Origin of the sequence: Salinicoccus sediminis, from assembly GCF_000986795.1 — a bacterium.
GTDB classification, from domain to species: domain Bacteria; phylum Bacillota; class Bacilli; order Staphylococcales; family Salinicoccaceae; genus Salinicoccus; species Salinicoccus sediminis.
The window spans coordinates 78,623-95,634 of the sequence record NZ_LAYZ01000003.1; the positions used below are offsets into that span (position 1 = coordinate 78,623).

18 protein-coding genes are annotated in these 17,012 nt (G+C 50.1%); 13 read left to right on the plus strand and 5 right to left on the minus strand.

Annotated elements, in window-relative coordinates; all coding sequences use genetic code 11:
• Window positions 1-15: 15 nt before the first annotated feature.
• The 5 genes from gyrB to dnaA form a co-directional block, all read right to left on the minus strand.
• Window positions 16-1,935 (minus strand): DNA topoisomerase (ATP-hydrolyzing) subunit B, encoded by a 1,920-nt coding sequence (gene gyrB, locus WN59_RS06545; protein WP_046514635.1) that lies wholly within the window; start codon window positions 1,933-1,935, stop codon window positions 16-18.
• A gap of 14 nt (window positions 1,936-1,949) precedes the next feature.
• Window positions 1,950-3,047, minus strand: coding sequence for a DNA replication/repair protein RecF (recF, locus tag WN59_RS06550; RefSeq protein ID WP_046514637.1), 1,098 nt, complete (start codon window positions 3,045-3,047; stop codon window positions 1,950-1,952).
• Window positions 3,044-3,259, minus strand: coding sequence for a S4 domain-containing protein YaaA (gene yaaA, locus WN59_RS06555; protein WP_046514640.1), 216 nt, complete (start codon window positions 3,257-3,259; stop codon window positions 3,044-3,046). Before yaaA ends, recF begins: the two co-directional genes overlap by 4 nt.
• Before the next feature lie 193 nt (window positions 3,260-3,452).
• A complete protein-coding gene (gene dnaN, locus WN59_RS06560; protein WP_046514642.1) occupies window positions 3,453-4,586 on the minus strand; it encodes a DNA polymerase III subunit beta in 1,134 nt (377 codons plus the stop codon).
• A gap of 166 nt (window positions 4,587-4,752) precedes the next feature.
• On the minus strand, window positions 4,753-6,084 hold the full coding sequence (gene dnaA, locus WN59_RS06565) for a chromosomal replication initiator protein DnaA (protein ID WP_046514645.1): 1,332 nt from the start codon (window positions 6,082-6,084) through the stop codon (window positions 4,753-4,755).
• Window positions 6,085-6,546: 462 nt separating this feature from the next.
• Here dnaA and rpmH point away from each other — a divergent pair, with 462 nt between their 5' ends.
• The 13 genes from rpmH to ssb all read left to right on the plus strand — a co-directional run bounded on the left by rpmH (window position 6,547) and on the right by ssb (window position 16,985).
• The gene (rpmH, locus tag WN59_RS13530) at window positions 6,547-6,684 is read left to right on the plus strand and encodes a 50S ribosomal protein L34 (RefSeq protein WP_082099208.1); all 138 of its coding nucleotides are present in this window, start codon (window positions 6,547-6,549) and stop codon (window positions 6,682-6,684) included.
• A 111-nt stretch (window positions 6,685-6,795) separates the two neighbouring features.
• Entirely contained in the window at window positions 6,796-7,131 is a 336-nt protein-coding gene (rnpA, locus tag WN59_RS06570; protein WP_046514902.1) for a ribonuclease P protein component, read from the plus strand.
• 16 nt (window positions 7,132-7,147) lie between these two features.
• Window positions 7,148-7,996, plus strand: coding sequence for an RNA-binding cell elongation regulator Jag/EloR (gene jag, locus WN59_RS06575; RefSeq protein WP_046514648.1), 849 nt, complete (start codon window positions 7,148-7,150; stop codon window positions 7,994-7,996).
• Between the two features lie 15 nt (window positions 7,997-8,011).
• Window positions 8,012-9,391, plus strand: coding sequence for a tRNA uridine-5-carboxymethylaminomethyl(34) synthesis GTPase MnmE (gene mnmE / locus WN59_RS06580; RefSeq protein ID WP_046514650.1), 1,380 nt, complete (start codon window positions 8,012-8,014; stop codon window positions 9,389-9,391).
• A 13-nt stretch (window positions 9,392-9,404) separates the two neighbouring features.
• On the plus strand, window positions 9,405-11,288 hold the full coding sequence (gene mnmG / locus WN59_RS06585) for a tRNA uridine-5-carboxymethylaminomethyl(34) synthesis enzyme MnmG (protein ID WP_046514653.1): 1,884 nt from the start codon (window positions 9,405-9,407) through the stop codon (window positions 11,286-11,288).
• The gene (gene rsmG / locus WN59_RS06590; protein WP_046514656.1) at window positions 11,285-11,998 is read left to right on the plus strand and encodes a 16S rRNA (guanine(527)-N(7))-methyltransferase RsmG; all 714 of its coding nucleotides are present in this window, start codon (window positions 11,285-11,287) and stop codon (window positions 11,996-11,998) included. Before mnmG ends, rsmG begins: the two co-directional genes overlap by 4 nt.
• Window positions 11,999-12,014: 16 nt before the next feature.
• Window positions 12,015-12,827 carry a ParB/RepB/Spo0J family partition protein gene (locus tag WN59_RS06595; protein WP_046514659.1) on the plus strand — a complete coding sequence of 271 codons (813 nt, stop codon included), beginning with the start codon at window positions 12,015-12,017 and terminating at the stop codon, window positions 12,825-12,827.
• Window positions 12,828-12,962: 135 nt separating this feature from the next.
• Window positions 12,963-13,787 carry a ParB/RepB/Spo0J family partition protein gene (locus WN59_RS06600; RefSeq protein WP_269430683.1) on the plus strand — a complete coding sequence of 275 codons (825 nt, stop codon included), beginning with the start codon at window positions 12,963-12,965 and terminating at the stop codon, window positions 13,785-13,787.
• A gap of 15 nt (window positions 13,788-13,802) precedes the next feature.
• Complete coding sequence (locus WN59_RS06605; RefSeq protein ID WP_052747317.1) at window positions 13,803-14,729, plus strand: mechanosensitive ion channel family protein; 927 nt, start codon at window positions 13,803-13,805, stop codon at window positions 14,727-14,729.
• Window position 14,730: 1 nt separating this feature from the next.
• On the plus strand, window positions 14,731-14,910 hold the full coding sequence (locus tag WN59_RS06610; protein ID WP_046514912.1) for a DUF951 domain-containing protein: 180 nt from the start codon (window positions 14,731-14,733) through the stop codon (window positions 14,908-14,910).
• Between the two features lie 26 nt (window positions 14,911-14,936).
• Window positions 14,937-16,037, plus strand: a complete 1,101-nt coding sequence (ychF, locus tag WN59_RS06615) for a redox-regulated ATPase YchF (RefSeq protein ID WP_046514662.1) — start codon at window positions 14,937-14,939, stop codon at window positions 16,035-16,037.
• Window positions 16,038-16,153: 116 nt separating this feature from the next.
• Entirely contained in the window at window positions 16,154-16,453 is a 300-nt protein-coding gene (rpsF, locus tag WN59_RS06620; RefSeq protein ID WP_046514665.1) for a 30S ribosomal protein S6, read from the plus strand.
• A gap of 25 nt (window positions 16,454-16,478) precedes the next feature.
• Window positions 16,479-16,985, plus strand: a complete 507-nt coding sequence (gene ssb, locus WN59_RS06625) for a single-stranded DNA-binding protein (RefSeq protein WP_046514668.1) — start codon at window positions 16,479-16,481, stop codon at window positions 16,983-16,985.
• Window positions 16,986-17,012: the final 27 nt, after the last annotated feature.

Below are 17,012 nucleotides of genomic sequence, written 5' to 3' on the forward strand. Positions count from 1 at the left end.
TATTTACCTCCATCTTTAAACATCCAGGTTCTGTACGTACATTGCATTCTCTTCGATAAAGGTCTTCCTGTGCTCGACGATGTCGCCCATCAGCATTTCAAATGTCTGGTCGGCATCCACGGCATCCTTCAGGGACACCTGGAGCAGTGACCGGAAGCCGGGATCCATCGTTGTCTCCCACAGTTGGTCGGCGTTCATCTCGCCGAGACCTTTGTACCTGGAGAGGGAAATCTTCGGTGTATCCTTGAGCTCACTTTTGAGCCTGTCAAGTTCCCTGTCATCGAATACATAGTGCTTATTCTTGCCCTGCTCGACTTTATAGAGCGGCGGCTGGGCGATATATACATACCCCGCTTCTATCAGCGGCTTCATGAAGCGGTAGAAGAATGTCAGGAGCAGCGTGCGGATATGCGCGCCGTCGACATCGGCATCCGTCATGATCACGATCTTGTGGTACCGTGCCCTGGAAAGGTCGAACTCCTCGCCGATGCCCGTACCGAGCGCTGTGATCATTGAACGGATTTCATTATTGTTGAGGATGCGGTCAAGACGCGCTTTCTCGACGTTCAGTATTTTACCGCGGAGCGGCAGGATGGCCTGTGTGGTCGAATCCCGGCCGGATTTCGCGGAACCGCCCGCTGAGTCACCCTCGACGATGAACAGTTCACTTTCCGCCGGATCCTTGCTCGAACAGTCCGCAAGTTTACCCGGCAGGCTGGATATCTCAAGCGCGGATTTCCTGCGTGTCATCTCCCGTGCCTTTTTCGCGGCAAGCCTTGCATGCTGGGCTGTGATCCCTTTTTCGACGATGACTTTTGCGACCGGCGGGTTTTCCATCATGAAGCGTTCGAAGCCTTCTGTGAAAAGCTGATCGGTGATCAGCCTGGCTTCGGAGTTGCCGAATTTCGTCTTAGTCTGCCCTTCAAACTGCGGATCGGTATGCTTGATGGAGACGACCGCCGTCATCCCTTCGCGCACATCTTCGCCGCTCAGCCGGACTTCGCCTTCTTTGATGATCTTGTTGGTGAGGCCGTAATTGTTGATCACTTTCGTCAGCGCACGCTTGAAACCGTCTTCGTGCGTACCGCCTTCGTAAGTGTTGATGTTGTTTGCATACGACAGCAGCGTGGTCGTGAAGCCGCTGTTGTACTGGAGCGCGATTTCCACTTCGATGTCATCTTTTTCACTGTGCATGTAGATCACGTCATCGTGGAGCACTTCGCGGGTTTCATTCATCTGCTCGACGTAGGACTTGATGCCGCCCTCGTAGTGGTAGCTGAATGTTTCATCCTCTTCGCCGCGTTCGTCGGTCAGATTGATCTCGAGCCCCTTGTTCAGGAATGCAAGCTCCTTGATGCGGTGCTGCAGGATGTCCAGCTCATATTCTGTCGTTTCGGTGAATATTTCCGGGTCCGCCTTGAAACGGATCATCGTGCCCGTCTTGTCCGTCTCGCCGAAGACTTTGAGGTCAAACTGCGGCACACCGCGCTTGTATTGCTGATGATGGATCTTTCCATCGAGGTGGACGTACACTTCGAGTGTCTCGCTCAGTGCGTTTACGACGGAGGAACCGACACCGTGCAGGCCGCCGGAGACCTTGTAGCCGCCGCCGCCGAATTTACCGCCGGCATGGAGTACTGTCAGGATGACTTCGACCGCCGGACGGCCCATCTTCTCCTGTATGTCCACCGGGATGCCCCGGCCGTTGTCGGTCACTTTTATCCAGTTGTCCTTTTCAACCGTCACGTTCACACGCGTGGCATACCCGGCCATCGCCTCGTCGATGCTGTTATCGACGATTTCCCACACCAGGTGGTGGAGCCCCTTCGATGCTGTGGATCCGATGTACATACCCGGACGCTTTCTGACCGCTTCCAGGCCTTCCAGTACCTGTATCTGACTGGCGCCGTACTGTTCTTGATTTGTTTCAGCCATGTTATCACCTTCCGCTATACTTTAACTTTCCCGTCATCTATGCTGAATGACTGCATTTCATCCATGATTGTGTGATTGATATCGCTGATCGATGTCGTTGTGACGAACGTCTGGACCCTGTTGCGGATCGAGGTGAGCAGATGGGACTGCCGCGTCTCGTCGAGCTCGCTCAGGACATCATCCAGAAGAAGTACCGGGTATTCCCCGATCTCCTCATGGATCAGCTCGAGCTCCGCCAGTTTCACCGACAGGGCTGTCGTCCGCTGCTGCCCCTGGGAGCCGTATGTCTGGACATCGAAATCATTGATATAAAACGATATATCATCCCTGTGGGGGCCGGTCAGGGCCTGTCCGCGCTCGATTTCCTTTTCAAGTGTGTCATCGAGCAGCGACTTGATCTCAAGCTCCAGGGATTTTTCATCTTCCGATTCGAATTTGATATTCGGCCTGTAGCGGACCGCCAATGATTCATTGCCGTTTGAAATATCCCCGTGGATCCGGCTTGCGTACTTCTCAATGGTCCGGATGAACTGCTGCCTTTTTAAAATAATTAAACTTGCATATTCTGCAAGTTGTGCGTTCAGGACATCGATCATCACCTGATCGACATTCCTCTGTTTCAAATAATTGTTCTTCTGGACCAGGACCTTCTGATATCCGCTCAGCATGTTGAGGTACACCTTTGAAATCTGACCGCATTCCATATTGATGAATTTCCTTCTGACCTGGGGCGAGCCCTTGACGATATTCAGATCCTCCGGTGCAAAGAGGACGACATTCAAATGGCCGATGTACTGGCTCAGCCTGGCAACTTCCATATGGTTCACTTTCGCGCGCTTGCCTTTGGAGCTCACGCTGATCGACAGGGGGAGGTCGCTGTATGCAGTCCTGATGCTGCCGTTGACGAAAGCCTCCTCCTGTTTGAAACGGATGAGTTCCTTGTCCTTTGCGGTCCGGTGGCTCTTGGCCAGCGCCAGAAAGTAGATGGACTCAAGCAGGTTCGTCTTGCCCTGGGCGTTCCGGCCGATGAAGACATTGAGCTTCGGGTGGAATTCGAGATCCAGCGACTCATAGTTTCTGAAATTTCCCAGATGTATATTTTTCAGGATCATTTCGGGTATTCTATCCTGTAGTGCCCGGCATCCCCGAGGTCCAGTTCATCGCCGTCATGAAGCTTCTTGCCCCTGCGGTTCTCAGGCTCGCCGTTCAGGAACACTTCGTTTTCCTGGAGGAACCATTTCGCTTCCCCGCCTGTACCGATTATCCCTTCATGCTTGAGGAACTGACCCAGCGTAATGATTTCATCGAATTGGATACTTTCCATTCACTCATCCTCCTAACTCTCACTTCTATATTATACTACATTTTTGGATAAATTTCACTCCAGAAGGGCAAATAAAGCCTTCAGAGCGTTTTATGGGCTTTTTAGGGTTTTCCCCTTTGAAAATAAAAAAGCGACTGAGAAGCCCTGTTTTTAAATTTCTGGGCCTCAGTCGCCATTTATAAGATTTTTATACCTAATACGTGCGGATCGGCAGGATCAGCTGGATGACTTCGTCGGAATTCGCGGCGCTCAGTGTGAACGGGCGCATCGTACCGAAGAAATCGATCGTCACTTCATCATCATTGACGGCTTTCAGTGCATCCATCATGTACTTGGAGTTGAAGGAGATCTTAAGCCCTTCGCCCTCCACGCCGTTTGTGTTCACATCTTCATTCACCGTGCCGACTTCCGGCGAGTTGGAGGACAGTTCCACGCTGCCGTCCTCCACCGTCATGCGGATGACGTTGTTGCCGCCCTCCCGTGCCAGGAGGGAGACGCGGTCGATCGCATGATAGAAGCTTGAGTTGTCCACAGTGACCTTCGTTTCGTAGTTTTCCGGGAACAGCCTTGAAGTATCCGGATAGTTCCCTTCAAGCAGCCTTGAAATGAAGCGCATGTTGCCGTAGCTGAACAGCACCTGGTTCTGGGAGAAATGGATTTCCACTTCTTCATCTGAATCAGTGATGATCTTATTCAGTTCGGACAGTGATTTACCGGGGATGATCGCATTCATGGTTCCCATGGAGAACTGTTCCCCGCTTAGTTTGCGGAGCGCCAGCCTGTGTGAATCCGTTGCTGTGAATTTTATGCCTTCCTCATTGAATTCCCAGTTCACACCTGTCAGGACAGGGCGTGTTTCCGACATGGAAACCGCAAAATTGGTCTGGTTGATAATCGTTTTGAGCACTGTCGATTTCAGTACGATGCTTTCGTCATCATTCACTTCCGGCAGCAGAGGATACTGGTCCGGATCATTGCCGCTCAGGTTGAATTCGGATTTAGAAGCAGTGATCTTTGTCTGGTATGAATCATTCGTTTCGAGCTGTACAAAATCACCGGAGAGCTTTTTGATGATGTCGACAAAGAATCTGCCGGACAATACGACAGCGCCGGGTTCATTAATTTCCAGGATTTCTTCATTATCAATTTCCGTAGGTATTGTGATTTCTATGGATATCTCTGAGTCACTGCCCGTCAGGAGCAGCTGGTTGTCCTTCACTTCCATTTTTATACCATTGAGGATGGGGAGTGTCGTCCTTGGTGATATCGCTTTGAGACAATGATTCAATTGTTCAATGAAATACTGGCGATTAATGCTGATTTTCATATGATAATGACTCCTTATTATATATATTGATAATTAAATAAAGTAATAATAACAGTAGGTCCTGTGGATTTGTGGATAAGTCGTGAAGACCTTTGATATATAAGTTATCCACATGTGCATAATCTGTTGGCTCCAGTGTAACATTTATCCACACTGTGCACATCCGTCAGCTGATCTTATTTTCTATCTGTTCCAGCTCCTGCTTGAAAATTTCATCCTGGTTCAGCATTTTGGAAATCTTTTCATGCGCATGGATGACGGTGGAGTGGTCCCGTCCGCCGAAAACCTCACCGATTTTCGGCAGTGAGTAGTCGGTCAGCTCACGTGAGAGATACATTGCGATCTGCCTCGGGAAAGCGATGGATTTTGTACGTTTTTTGGATGAGAATTCCTCGATCTGGATGCCGTAGAAGTCTGCGACGGCTTCCTGTATGTCAGCGACCGTAATCTTCTTCGAACTGGACTGGGTGACGAGATCCTTCAGGGCTTCTGAGACCATCTCCGGCGTCAGCGGCTGGTTCACCAGCTTCGAATAGGCTGCGACACGCGTGAGTGCCCCTTCCAGTTCACGTATATTCGTCTGTATATGGTTCGCAATGTAGATCATCGCTTCATTAGGTATTTCGACTTCTTCCTCTTCGCATTTTTTGCGCAGTATCGCAATGCGTGTTTCGAGGTCGGGGGGGGTGATATCGGTGATAAGGCCCCATTCGAAGCGGGATCTCAGCCTGTCCTCAAGCGTCGGGATCTCCTTCGGTGTACGGTCGCTCGAAATGACAATCTGCTTGTTGTCTTCATGCAGCGCATTGAACGTATGGAAGAATTCCTCCTGTGTCGATTCCTTGCCGGCAAGGAACTGTATGTCATCAATCAGCAGCACATCCACATTCCTGTACCTGTTCCTGAAAGCTTCGGTCTTGTTGTCCCTGATGGAGTTTATGAATTCATTCGTAAATTTTTCACTGGACAGGTAGGCGACTTTCGCATTCGGCCGGTGTTCCAGTACATAATGCCCGATGGCATGCATCAGGTGCGTCTTGCCGAGACCGACGCCTCCGTATATGAAAAGCGGATTGTATGCTTTGGCCGGCGCCTCGGCGACGGCGAGTGAAGCGGCGTGGCTGAAGCGGTTGCCGTTGCCGATGACGAAAGTCTCGAATGTATTGTTGACGTTGAGCTGGTTATGGACCGGGAAATCAGGTGTTTCCTCAGGTTCCTTTCCGACAGCTTCCGTCATCCCCCTTGACTGTTCATCCTCGGTGACGATATGGATGTCCGGCTTTTCCCCCATGACTTCATACAGCTGTTCCTGAATCAGTTGGCTGTAGTTTTTCTCAAGCCAGTCACGCTGGAACTGGGATTCAGCTTTGACGACCGCCTGGTCGTTGTCGAGGTGGGTCATCGACGTTTCTTTGAACCATGTCGAATAGCTGGCGGTGGCAATCTGTTCTTCTATCCCTTTTAATGTATTGTTCCATATATCATTTAAACTGCTCATTAGGTTTGTCCTCTTTTCTTATTCACATAATCACAGGCTGTGGATAAAGATTTTCCACGAACTTTGATAACTGTCCACAGGTTATTAACATTCTGTGGATAACATTCGTATTCAGGACGTTTTTCCACAATTACGTAAACAGAATTATATCGAATCCAGCGTATAATATCAACAGCTCAGAGGAGATATGCACAAATTCACAAGTTATCCACAGGGCTGTTGTTCACATCTGTGCATCTGGGGATAAACGGGCGTATAACCTGTGGAAAATATAAAAATGCCGGATTATTATCCACAGCGGGTGTGCACGATAAAAGTTATCCACAGAAATTTCCGGCTGGTTAAAAGTGAAAATTGTGTTGAAATCAGGGGGTGTTTCTGTTATTCTTTAATAGTTACAATTTTAGAAGCTTAATTTAGAAGCTATATACAGGCAGAAGTATCATGGAGGTGTATTTTAAAATGACAAAACGTACTTACCAGCCAAATAAACGTAAACACAGCAAAGTGCACGGTTTCCGTAAAAGAATGAGCACAAAGAACGGACGTAAAGTTTTAGCCCGTCGCAGAAGAAAAGGCAGAAAAGTTCTTTCAGCCTAATACCCCAAGATCATCTGAACAGGTGATCTTTTTTTATGTATATGGCGGGATATTTTATAAATGTCGCCGGATTTTGTATAATGGAATATCATATGAAAGAGCGTATTGATGATGAAGAAAAGATACAGAATTAAAAGGGAAAAGGATTTTCAGCTCGTCTTCAAAAAAGGAAAATCTTTTGCAAACAGACAATTTGTAGTCTACCTGACAGACAATCCTAAAACAGATCATATGCGCCTCGGAATCAGTGTATCCAAAAAGCTCGGTAATGCCGTAAAACGCAATAAGATCAAAAGGCGCATCCGGGTGTTTTTCCAGAAGCATCAGAATTCACTCAACCCGAGGGAATATGTCGTGATCGCCAGGCAGCCTGTCAGCCATATGGACTATCATCAGATGGAGAAATCATTATTGCATGTGCTGAAAATCGCGAGATGTATAAAATGACACGGGGGTCACTGCCATGTACAGGATTTATAGGGAAGAAACCGTCGATCGTGCAATCGCCAAAGGTCTGGAAGAACTGCAAGTAACCGAATCGGATATCAGGATAGATGTCGAAGATGAAGGGAAGCGCGGGATTCTCGGTTTCGGCAAAAAGGATGCGGCGGTCAGACTGACTGTCATCAACCCGGAACTGAAGATGTATGGATCCATAGAGGCGCTCATTTCAAGGGACGTTGAAAAAGAGGACAGCGTCATCGCGGAGGCGCCTGCTGAAAAAGAAGCGGCGGAAACGGCTCCGGAAGATGCCGGCTCTTCTATGGAAGAAACCGGCGGAAAAACCACGCCGGAACCGTCTGGAGAAGTGACTGCGGATGAGTCTGACACCGGCGCCCCCCCGAGGGACAACAAGGCACTTATGCGGGAAGCGGCGGAACAGACACAACATTATATAGATAGCATCATCAGGGATATGAATCTTGAAGGTACGAGCGGGACGGCTATAAAAGGCAATGAGATCCGGATAGACATCGAGTCGCCGGCGGCCGCCAAACTGATCGGCAAGCGGGGCGCGACGCTGAATGCACTGCAGGAAGTCGCCCAGAACTACTTCAATTCCATCCACAGAAGCTACGGCATCATCATCCTCGATGTCGGGGACTACAGGGAAAAGCGCAGGGAGACCCTCGAGAACCTGGCGATGAACATGTCAAAAAAGGCACTCAGGTCAAACGGGCCGCTCAGGCTGGAGCCCATGCCTTCATTCGAACGCAAGATCATGCATCATGTGCTCAGTGACATTGAAAATATTGAAACATATTCAGAAGGTTCCGAGCCGAACCGCTATTTAGTGATAGAAAAGAAATAAAAGGAGTACTGCACTATGCAATTAGAAACTATATCCAGTATCTCGACCCCGGTGGGCGAAGGTGCGATTGCGATTGTCCGTCTGTCAGGCATAGATGCCGTGGAAATCGCCGACACCCTCTACAAAGGGGCGGGACCGTTGTCGTCGGTGGATTCCCATACGATCAATTACGGGCATATTGTTGATCCCGAAACTGGTGAATCCGTGGAGGAGGTCATGGCAGCTGTAATGCGCGCGCCGAAGACCTATACCAGGGAGGATATAGTTGAGATCAATTGCCATGGCGGAATCCATACCGTAAACCGTGTGCTGCAGCTCACTTTGAAACATGGAGCCCGCATGGCCGAACCCGGCGAATTTACAAAGCGCGCATTTTTAAATGGAAGAATCGACCTTTCGCAGGCTGAAGGGGTCATGGACTTCATCAGGTCGAAGACGACCGAGGCGTCCAAGGTGGCCAACCAACAGATGCAGGGCAGGCTCAAGACATACGTCGAAAGCCTGAGACAGAGCATTCTGAACATCCTTGCCCAGGTGGAAGTGAATATAGACTATCCGGAATACGATGATGTCGAGGAAGCGACAACATCGTTTCTTCTGGAAGAAGCGGAAAAAGTGGAAACAGAGATTGAAAAACTTCTGAAAAGCAGCTCGCAGGGAAAGATTTTGAGGGAAGGTCTGAGCACCGTCATCGTCGGCAAGCCGAATGTCGGTAAAAGTTCACTCCTCAACTATTTCATCCAGGACAACAAGGCGATTGTCACGGACGTCGCCGGAACAACGCGGGACATTTTGGAGGAATACGTCAACGTCAACGGCATTCCGCTCAAGCTCGTCGATACGGCGGGAATCAGGGATACCGACGACATCGTCGAGAAGATCGGCGTGGAGCGGAGCCGCCAGGCACTCATCCAGGCCGAACTGATCCTGTATGTGGTAAACAACAACGAACCGCTCACAGATGAGGATATCGAGATCCTTGATTCCGTATCCGACCAGAAAGTGATCGTCATTGTGAATAAACTCGATCTCGAAACGAAGTTTGATACAGAGGATCTTGGCAGGCGCTACCCGGACATGCCCGTCGTCGGTACATCGATCATAAACAGCACGGGTGTTGACGATCTGGAGGACAGGATTGCTGAGCTGTTCTTTGAAGGCAGCATCCAGTCCACGGATTCGACTTATGTCTCCAACAACAGGCACATCGGCCTGCTGGAAGACGCGAAGCGGGCAATCAGTGACGCAATTGAATCAGCGGAGATGGACGTACCGGTCGATATCATACAGATCGACCTTGTCAAAACTTGGGAACTGCTTGGGGAAGTCATTGGTGAAGATGTCAGCGAACAGCTGATCGACCAGCTCTTCAGCCAGTTCTGTCTTGGAAAATAAGAGGAGGAAAACTATGACAGGAAATATGAAATACGATGTTGTGGTCATTGGTGCAGGACATGCAGGCGTCGAAGCGGGACTTGCCTCTGCACGCAAAGGGCTTAAAACATTGATGCTGACCATTAACCTGGACAATATCGCATTCATGCCATGCAACCCGTCTGTAGGCGGCCCGGCCAAAGGGATCGTCGTCAGGGAAGTCGATGCACTCGGCGGGCAGATGGCTAAAGTAATAGATAAGACGCACATACAGATGCGGATGCTGAACACAGGGAAAGGGCCTGCAGTGCGCGCACTCCGCGCACAGGCGGACAAGACGCTGTATCAGCAGGAGATGAAACGTGTACTCGAGGATGAACCGAACCTGGACATCCTGCAGGGCATGGTTGATGAGATCATCGTGGAGGATGATGTGGTCAAAGGTGTGAAAACGAATATCGGCACAATCTACGATGCCGGGGCGGTCATCGTTACGACAGGGACATTCCTGCGCGGCGAAATCATCCTCGGGGATCTGAAATACTCCAGCGGTCCGAACCACCAGATGCCTTCCGTGCCGCTTGCCGATCAGCTGAAGCAGCTCGGTTTCGATATCGTCCGCTTCAAAACGGGTACGCCGCCACGCGTCAACTCGGATTCCATCGATTATTCGAAAACTGAAATCCAGCCGGGCGACGATGTGCCGAGGGCATTCAGCTTCGAGACGACAGAGTTCATCATGGACCAGCTGCCATGCTGGCTGACGTACACTTCAGAGAATACGCACCAGATCATCAATGACAATCTGCATCTCTCAGCAATGTATTCCGGGAATATCGTGGGCACCGGTCCGCGCTACTGCCCGTCAATCGAAGATAAGATCGTGCGCTTCAACGATAAGCCGCGGCATCAGATTTTCCTTGAACCAGAAGGCAGGGGGACGAAAGAAGTCTATGTACAGGGGCTTTCCACAAGCATGCCTGAAAACGTCCAGCGCGAGATGCTCGCTTCCGTGCCGGGCCTTGAAAACGCGCGCATGATGCGCTCCGGCTATGCCATCGAGTATGATGCACTTGTGCCGACACAGCTGTGGCCGTCACTTGAGACGAAAAAAATAGAGAACCTCTTCACCGCCGGTCAGATCAACGGTACGAGCGGCTATGAAGAGGCGGCGGGCCAGGGGCTCCTTGCCGGTGTCAACGCTGCAGCCAAGCTGCTCGGCGAGGAACCGCTCATCCTGAGCCGCTCCGATGCCTACATCGGCGTACTGATCGATGATCTCGTCACCAAAGGGACGAATGAACCCTACCGTCTGCTTACGTCCAGGGCGGAACACCGTCTGCTGCTCCGTCATGACAACGCGGACCTCCGTCTGACTGAAAAAGGCCATGAAATCGGCCTGATCGGGGATGCGCGCTATGATGCGTTCCTTGTGAAGAAACAGAATATCGAAGCGGAAATCGACCGTCTTAAGAATGTCCGCATCAAGCCGAACGAAAAAGCACAGTCTGTAATCGAGTCAAGAGGCGGAACGCTGCTCAAGGACGGCATCCTTGCATTCGATCTGCTCAAACGTCCGGAGATGGACTATGAATCCATCATGGAGATTCTGGAAGAGGACATCATGATTTCCAAAGAGGAGTACGAACAGGTTGAAATCCAGACGAAGTATGACGGCTATATCGCCAAATCCCTCGCCCAGGTCGAGAAGATGAAACGCATGGAGAAAAAGAAGATTCCGGCGGACATCGATTACGACGCGGTGCATTCCCTGGCGACAGAGGCGCTTGATAAGCTCAAGAAAGTCAAGCCTCTGGATATCGCACAGGCATCCAGGATTTCAGGCGTGAACCCGGCCGATGTCTCCATCCTTCTCGTCTATATCGAACAGGGCAACATCAAAAGGGTAAACGCATGACGGAACAACAATTCATAGACGCACTTGAGGCACAGGGCATCGGTCTCACACCGCACCAGATCAGCCAGTTCAGGACATATTTCGAGATGCTTGTGGAATGGAATGAAAAGATCAACCTGACCGCTGTGACCGGGGAGGAGGAAGTGTATCTGAAGCATTTCTACGACTCCCTGACACCGCTGTTCAACATCGATATCAAGCAGGATGCGGATATATGCGATGTGGGCGCCGGGGCAGGTTTTCCGAGCATACCGATGAAGATCGTCCGTCCGGATCTGAAAGTCACAATCGTCGATTCGCTCAACAAACGCATCGGCTTCCTCAATGAACTGTCGGCCAATCTGGGTATCGACAGGATGCATCTCGTCCACGACCGGGCAGAGACGTTCGGGCAGGGCGCCCAGCGCCACAACTTTGATATCGTGACAGCGCGTGCGGTTGCACAGCTGAATGTCCTTGCCGAACTCTGTCTGCCGCTGGTCCGGACCGGCGGCAGCTTCATAGTGCTGAAAGGCAAAAGAGGGCTTGCGGAACTTGAGGAGAGCAGCTTTGCACTCGAGCTGCTCGGCGGCCGGGTGCGGGAGACTTACAGTTTCGTGCTTCCCGAAGAGGACAGCGAACGGTATATACTGGATATAGAAAAAATACGCAAGACACCGAAGAAGTATCCGAGAAAACCGGGTACACCGAACAAATCACCATTAAAATGACAGGCAGGTGAGGCAGATGAAAAAGCCTTTTTCCAGACTTTTTGGACTCATTGACAAAAGTGACGAGAAAAAAGAAGATGTGTCACTGCAGCTTCTTCCGCTGGAGAATATCGTCCCGAACCGGTATCAGCCCCGGACAGATTTTGACCGCGACCGCATAAAAGAGCTTGCGGATTCCATCGGGGAGCACGGCCTTCTGCAGCCGATCACTGTCAGGCCGATCGAAGAGGGCATGTATGAAATCATCGCGGGGGAGCGGCGTTTCCGTGCACTGAAGATGATGAACCGCGAGGAAGCGGAAGTCATCGTGAAGTATCTGACGGATACCGAATCGGCTGCAATCGCCCTCATTGAGAATATCCAGCGTGAGAACCTCTCCGCCATCGAAGAGGCGAGGGCATACCGGAAGCTGCTCAAGATGGACGGCATCACACAGAAGAACCTTGCCCAGAATCTGGGCAAGAGCCAGTCGTTCATCGCCAATAAGCTGCGTCTGCTGAAACTGTCCGATGATGTGATCGAAGCGCTGCAGCGCCAGGATATTTCAGAACGTCACGCGAGAAGTCTGCTCAGTCTGGATGATGAATCGCAGACAGAAGTGCTCGCAGATATCAAAGGCGGGAATCTGACGGTGAAGGACACTGAAACAGCCGTCAAAAACCGGCTGAAACATGTCAACGGGGAAATTGATTTCAAGGATGACGTGTCATTCATGCTGAATGACCTGAACCGTGAAATTGAAAAACTCAGGAACAGGGGCATGGACGTATCCTACGATACTTCCGAGCAGAAGGAATTCCATGAAGTGAATATAAAGATATTCAAATAAAACACTCACAGGCACTGACTCCGGTGGGTGTTTTGTTTTGGTGTCACAAACGCCGGCAGGCTGATATAATATTATATGTGATTCCAAACAGAAATGACGGCAGCACTGCCGTTTCAGGTGATGGAGGTGACGGCAGTGGCCGGAGAACTTGATGGAATACATGGAACCCCGGGGGACGATGAAACAGTCTCCATGCTGGACATGGCAGAAATCCGCCGCAATCCATATCAGCCGAGGACTGAATTCGATGACGAAAAACTCAGGGAACTCGCCGATTCCATATCTGAACATGGTATAATCCAGCCGATCATTGTGAGGAAATCAGTCAAAGGATACGACATAGTGGCCGGCGAACGCCGGTTCAGGGCAAGCAGGCTTGCAGAAAAGGAATCCATCCCGGCCATCGTCAAAGAGCTGACGGACAGGCAGATGATGGAATTTGCGATCATCGAAAATCTGCAGCGGGAGAATCTGAACCCGCTGGAAGAGGCGGGAAGCTATCGTGAACTGATGGATGAACTCGGGCTCACACAGAATGCCGTCGCAGAACGGCTGGGCAAATCGCGACCGTATATCGCCAATATGCTCAGGCTGCTCAGCCTGCCGCCCCGTGTAAGGCGGATGATCAGCGCGGGCGAACTTTCGGGGGCGCACGGCAGGACTTTACTGTCGCTCAAAGATCCGCTGCAGCTGGAAGCGGCAGCAAAAAAGGCAGTGGATGAGAAAATGAGCGTCAGGGCGCTCGAAGCCTATGTGAAATCCCTGTCCGGACCTTCCGTGAAGAGAAGGAGGAAGGCTCAGGAAAAGCCGGCTTTCATCAACCGGCATGAAACGAAGCTGAAGGAACGGTTTGGAACGAATGTAGAAATCAGCCGACAGCGGAAAAAGGGGACGATCTCCCTGGAATTCAGGAATGAAGAGGAATTCAAAAGGATCATTTCAATACTTGAAAATTCATAGAATGGATGTGTAAATTTGTTTTCTATACTGGGTAACACAGCGGATGAGACACTTACAGTCGTTCAGCAGCTCATGGCGGATCTGACAGATCCTGAACTTTGGCTTGGACTGGGCGGGAAAGTACTTACTGCGATTGTTCTGATTATCGTTGCACTGATCCTGGTCAAAATTGCCAACCGGATCATAGACAACTTCTTCAGTTATAAATCGAAGTCGAAAACAAAGATCAGGGGCAGCGAGAAACGCAACAAGACACTGATCAATGTGCTGCAGAATGCTGCCACGGTCATCATATGGTTCGTCATCATCATGATGGTGCTTGAAACGTTCAACCTGCCGGTGCGCACGCTGCTCGCCGGTGCCGGTGTCGTTGGTCTGGCTGTAGGTTTCGGTGCACAGAGCCTGGTGAAGGACATGATTACAGGATTCTTCATTATTCTGGAAAACCAGTTCGACAAAGGTGATTTTGTCAGGATAAACACAAGCGGAACACCGATCGGGGAAGGCGAAGTCATCGCCTTCAGCCTCAGATCCACGAAGATACAGGGTTGGGAAGGCGAGCTGATTGTCGTACCGAACGGTTCAATCAGTGAAGTGATCAACTTCTCACGCTACAATGCGATTTCCATGCTGGACATCAATCTGTCGCTTGATGAGGACCTTGATGAAGTGGAGGGCATCCTCAGCAGCTATTTCGAGGAAAGATGGAGGGATGAAGAGACGCTTGTCTCCATGCCTGAAGTCCTCGGCCTGCAGGGCATCGAAAACGGCGAGGCCATCATGAGAGTGATGCTCGAAACAGAACCGATGGAACATTTCGGAGCAACAAGGCGCATGAGAAAAAGGATCAAAAACCATCTCGCAACCAAAGGTATATATATTTCCGTTCCTAAAATGGACATTCAGGATTTCGAGGTAAATGACAAAGCAGAAGGTGAATGATATGGAAAAAGAGTACGGGATGAATGACATAGTAGAGATGAAAAAGCAGCATCCGTGCGGCAGCAGACTGTTCCGTATCACACGGCTCGGCGCCGACATCAAGATCAGATGTGAACAGTGCGGCCGTGTCGTCATGATGCCGCGGCGTGATTTTGAAAAACGGATGAAATCAGTGAAGTAAAAAATGAAGTGTAAAGGTGATTATAAATGGCTCTGACAGCAGGAATCGTGGGGTTGCCGAACGTTGGTAAATCCACATTATTTAATGCAATAACAAAGGCAGGCGCGCTTGCCGCGAACTACCCGTTCGCAACAATCGATCCGAACGTCGGCATCGTCGAAGTGCCGGACGTGAGGCTCAACAAGCTTACAGAAATGGTCGACCCGAAAAAGACCGTTCCCACAGCATTTGAATTTACGGATATCGCCGGCATCGTCAAAGGTGCATCCAAAGGTGAGGGGCTCGGCAATAAATTCCTCGCCCACATCCGGGAAGTGGATGCAATCTGCCAGGTCGTCCGTGCGTTCAACGACGAGAACGTCACGCATGTATCCGGCCAGGTGAACCCTGTGGATGATATTGAAATCATCAATATGGAACTCATCCTTGCCGACCTTGAAAGCGTCGAGAAAAGACTGCCGCGCCTGGAGAAAATGGCGAAGCAGAAAGACAAGGATGCCATGGCGGAAGTGGCCATCCTCCAGAAGATCAAGGAAGGGCTCGAGAACGACCAGCCGGTGCGTTCGATGGAGTTTTCCGAAGAGGAAGCGAAATACGTAAAGAACTTCCATATGCTCACACAGAAGCCGATGCTCTATGTCGCAAACGTGGCGGAAGAGGATATCGGCAGTACGGAAGGCAACGTGCACCTGGAGAACATCCGGGAATATGCGGATAAGGAAGGCTCCGAAGTCATCGTCATCTCGGCAAAAGTCGAAGAGGAGATTGCCGTCCTTGACGAAGATGAAAAGGAAATGTTCCTTGAAGAGCTCGGCATCAGCGAATCCGGTCTGGATAAACTGATCAAGGCGTCCTATGACCTGCTGGGACTTGCGACATACTTCACTGCAGGCGTGCAGGAAGTGCGTGCATGGACATTCAAAAAGGGCATGACAGCTCCGGAATGCGCCGGAATCATCCACACCGACTTCAAGAAAGGCTTCATCCGTGCAGAAACGGTGAGCTACGATGATCTTGTGGCAGCAGGAAGCGAAGTCAAAGCGAAAGAAGCGGGCAAGGTCCGCCTCGAAGGAAAAGAGTACATCATGAAAGACGGGGACGTCGTCCATTTCAGATTTAATGTGTAATATATATTGTAAAATGACCAAAACACTGGTATAATATCGGATTGTGAGTAATGAAAATTATTCCTTGCCTGTTTCCATTGAAACAGGCCGTTAAAGACCATAAGGAGGTGTAGAAGATGAGAGCATATGAAATTCTATATGTAATCCGTCCAGACATTGAGGAAGATGCTAAAAAAGCACTCGTTGAGCGTTTTGATAACCTATTGACTTCAAATGGCGCGGAAATCGTCGAATCAAAAGAGTGGGGCAAACGTCGTCTTGCGTATGAAATCGAAGATTACAAAGAAGGTTTCTACCAGATCATCAAATTGAATTCTGAAGTTGAAGCAACGAACGAATTCGACCGTTTGGCCAAGATCAGCAACGATATCATTCGTCACATCGTTGTCCGCGATGAACAAGCAGAAAACAAGTAATTAAAAACACATTGGAGTTGATTACATGCTGAACCGTGTTGTATTGGTTGGTCGTCTCACAAAAGACCCCGATCTTAAAGTCAGTCAAAACAACATTTCCGTAGCAACTTTTACTTTGGCGGTTAACCGCCCGTTCACGAGTTCGAACGGCGAACGCGGTGCCGACTTCATAAACTGTGTTGTATTCCGCAAGCAGGCGGAAAACGTCAATCAGTATTTGAAAAAAGGAAGTCTTGCGGGTGTTGACGGAAGACTGCAGAGCCGCACTTATGACAATAAGGACGGTCAGAGAGTGTTTGTAACTGAAGTAGTGTGTGACAGTGTACAATTCCTCGAACCGAAAGGGCAAGGCGGTAATCAACAACAGCAGTACAATAATAATTCCGCAGACAGCTATACGAATGCATATGGCAACCAGTCGACGGGATCAAGACCGGCGCCACAGCAGTCCAGACAGGACAGGGCTGAGGAAAATCCGTTTGCGAATGCAGACGGACCGGTTGACATCAGCGACGACGATCTACCATTCTGATAGTATAGTGTCCGGAAATGATCCCGG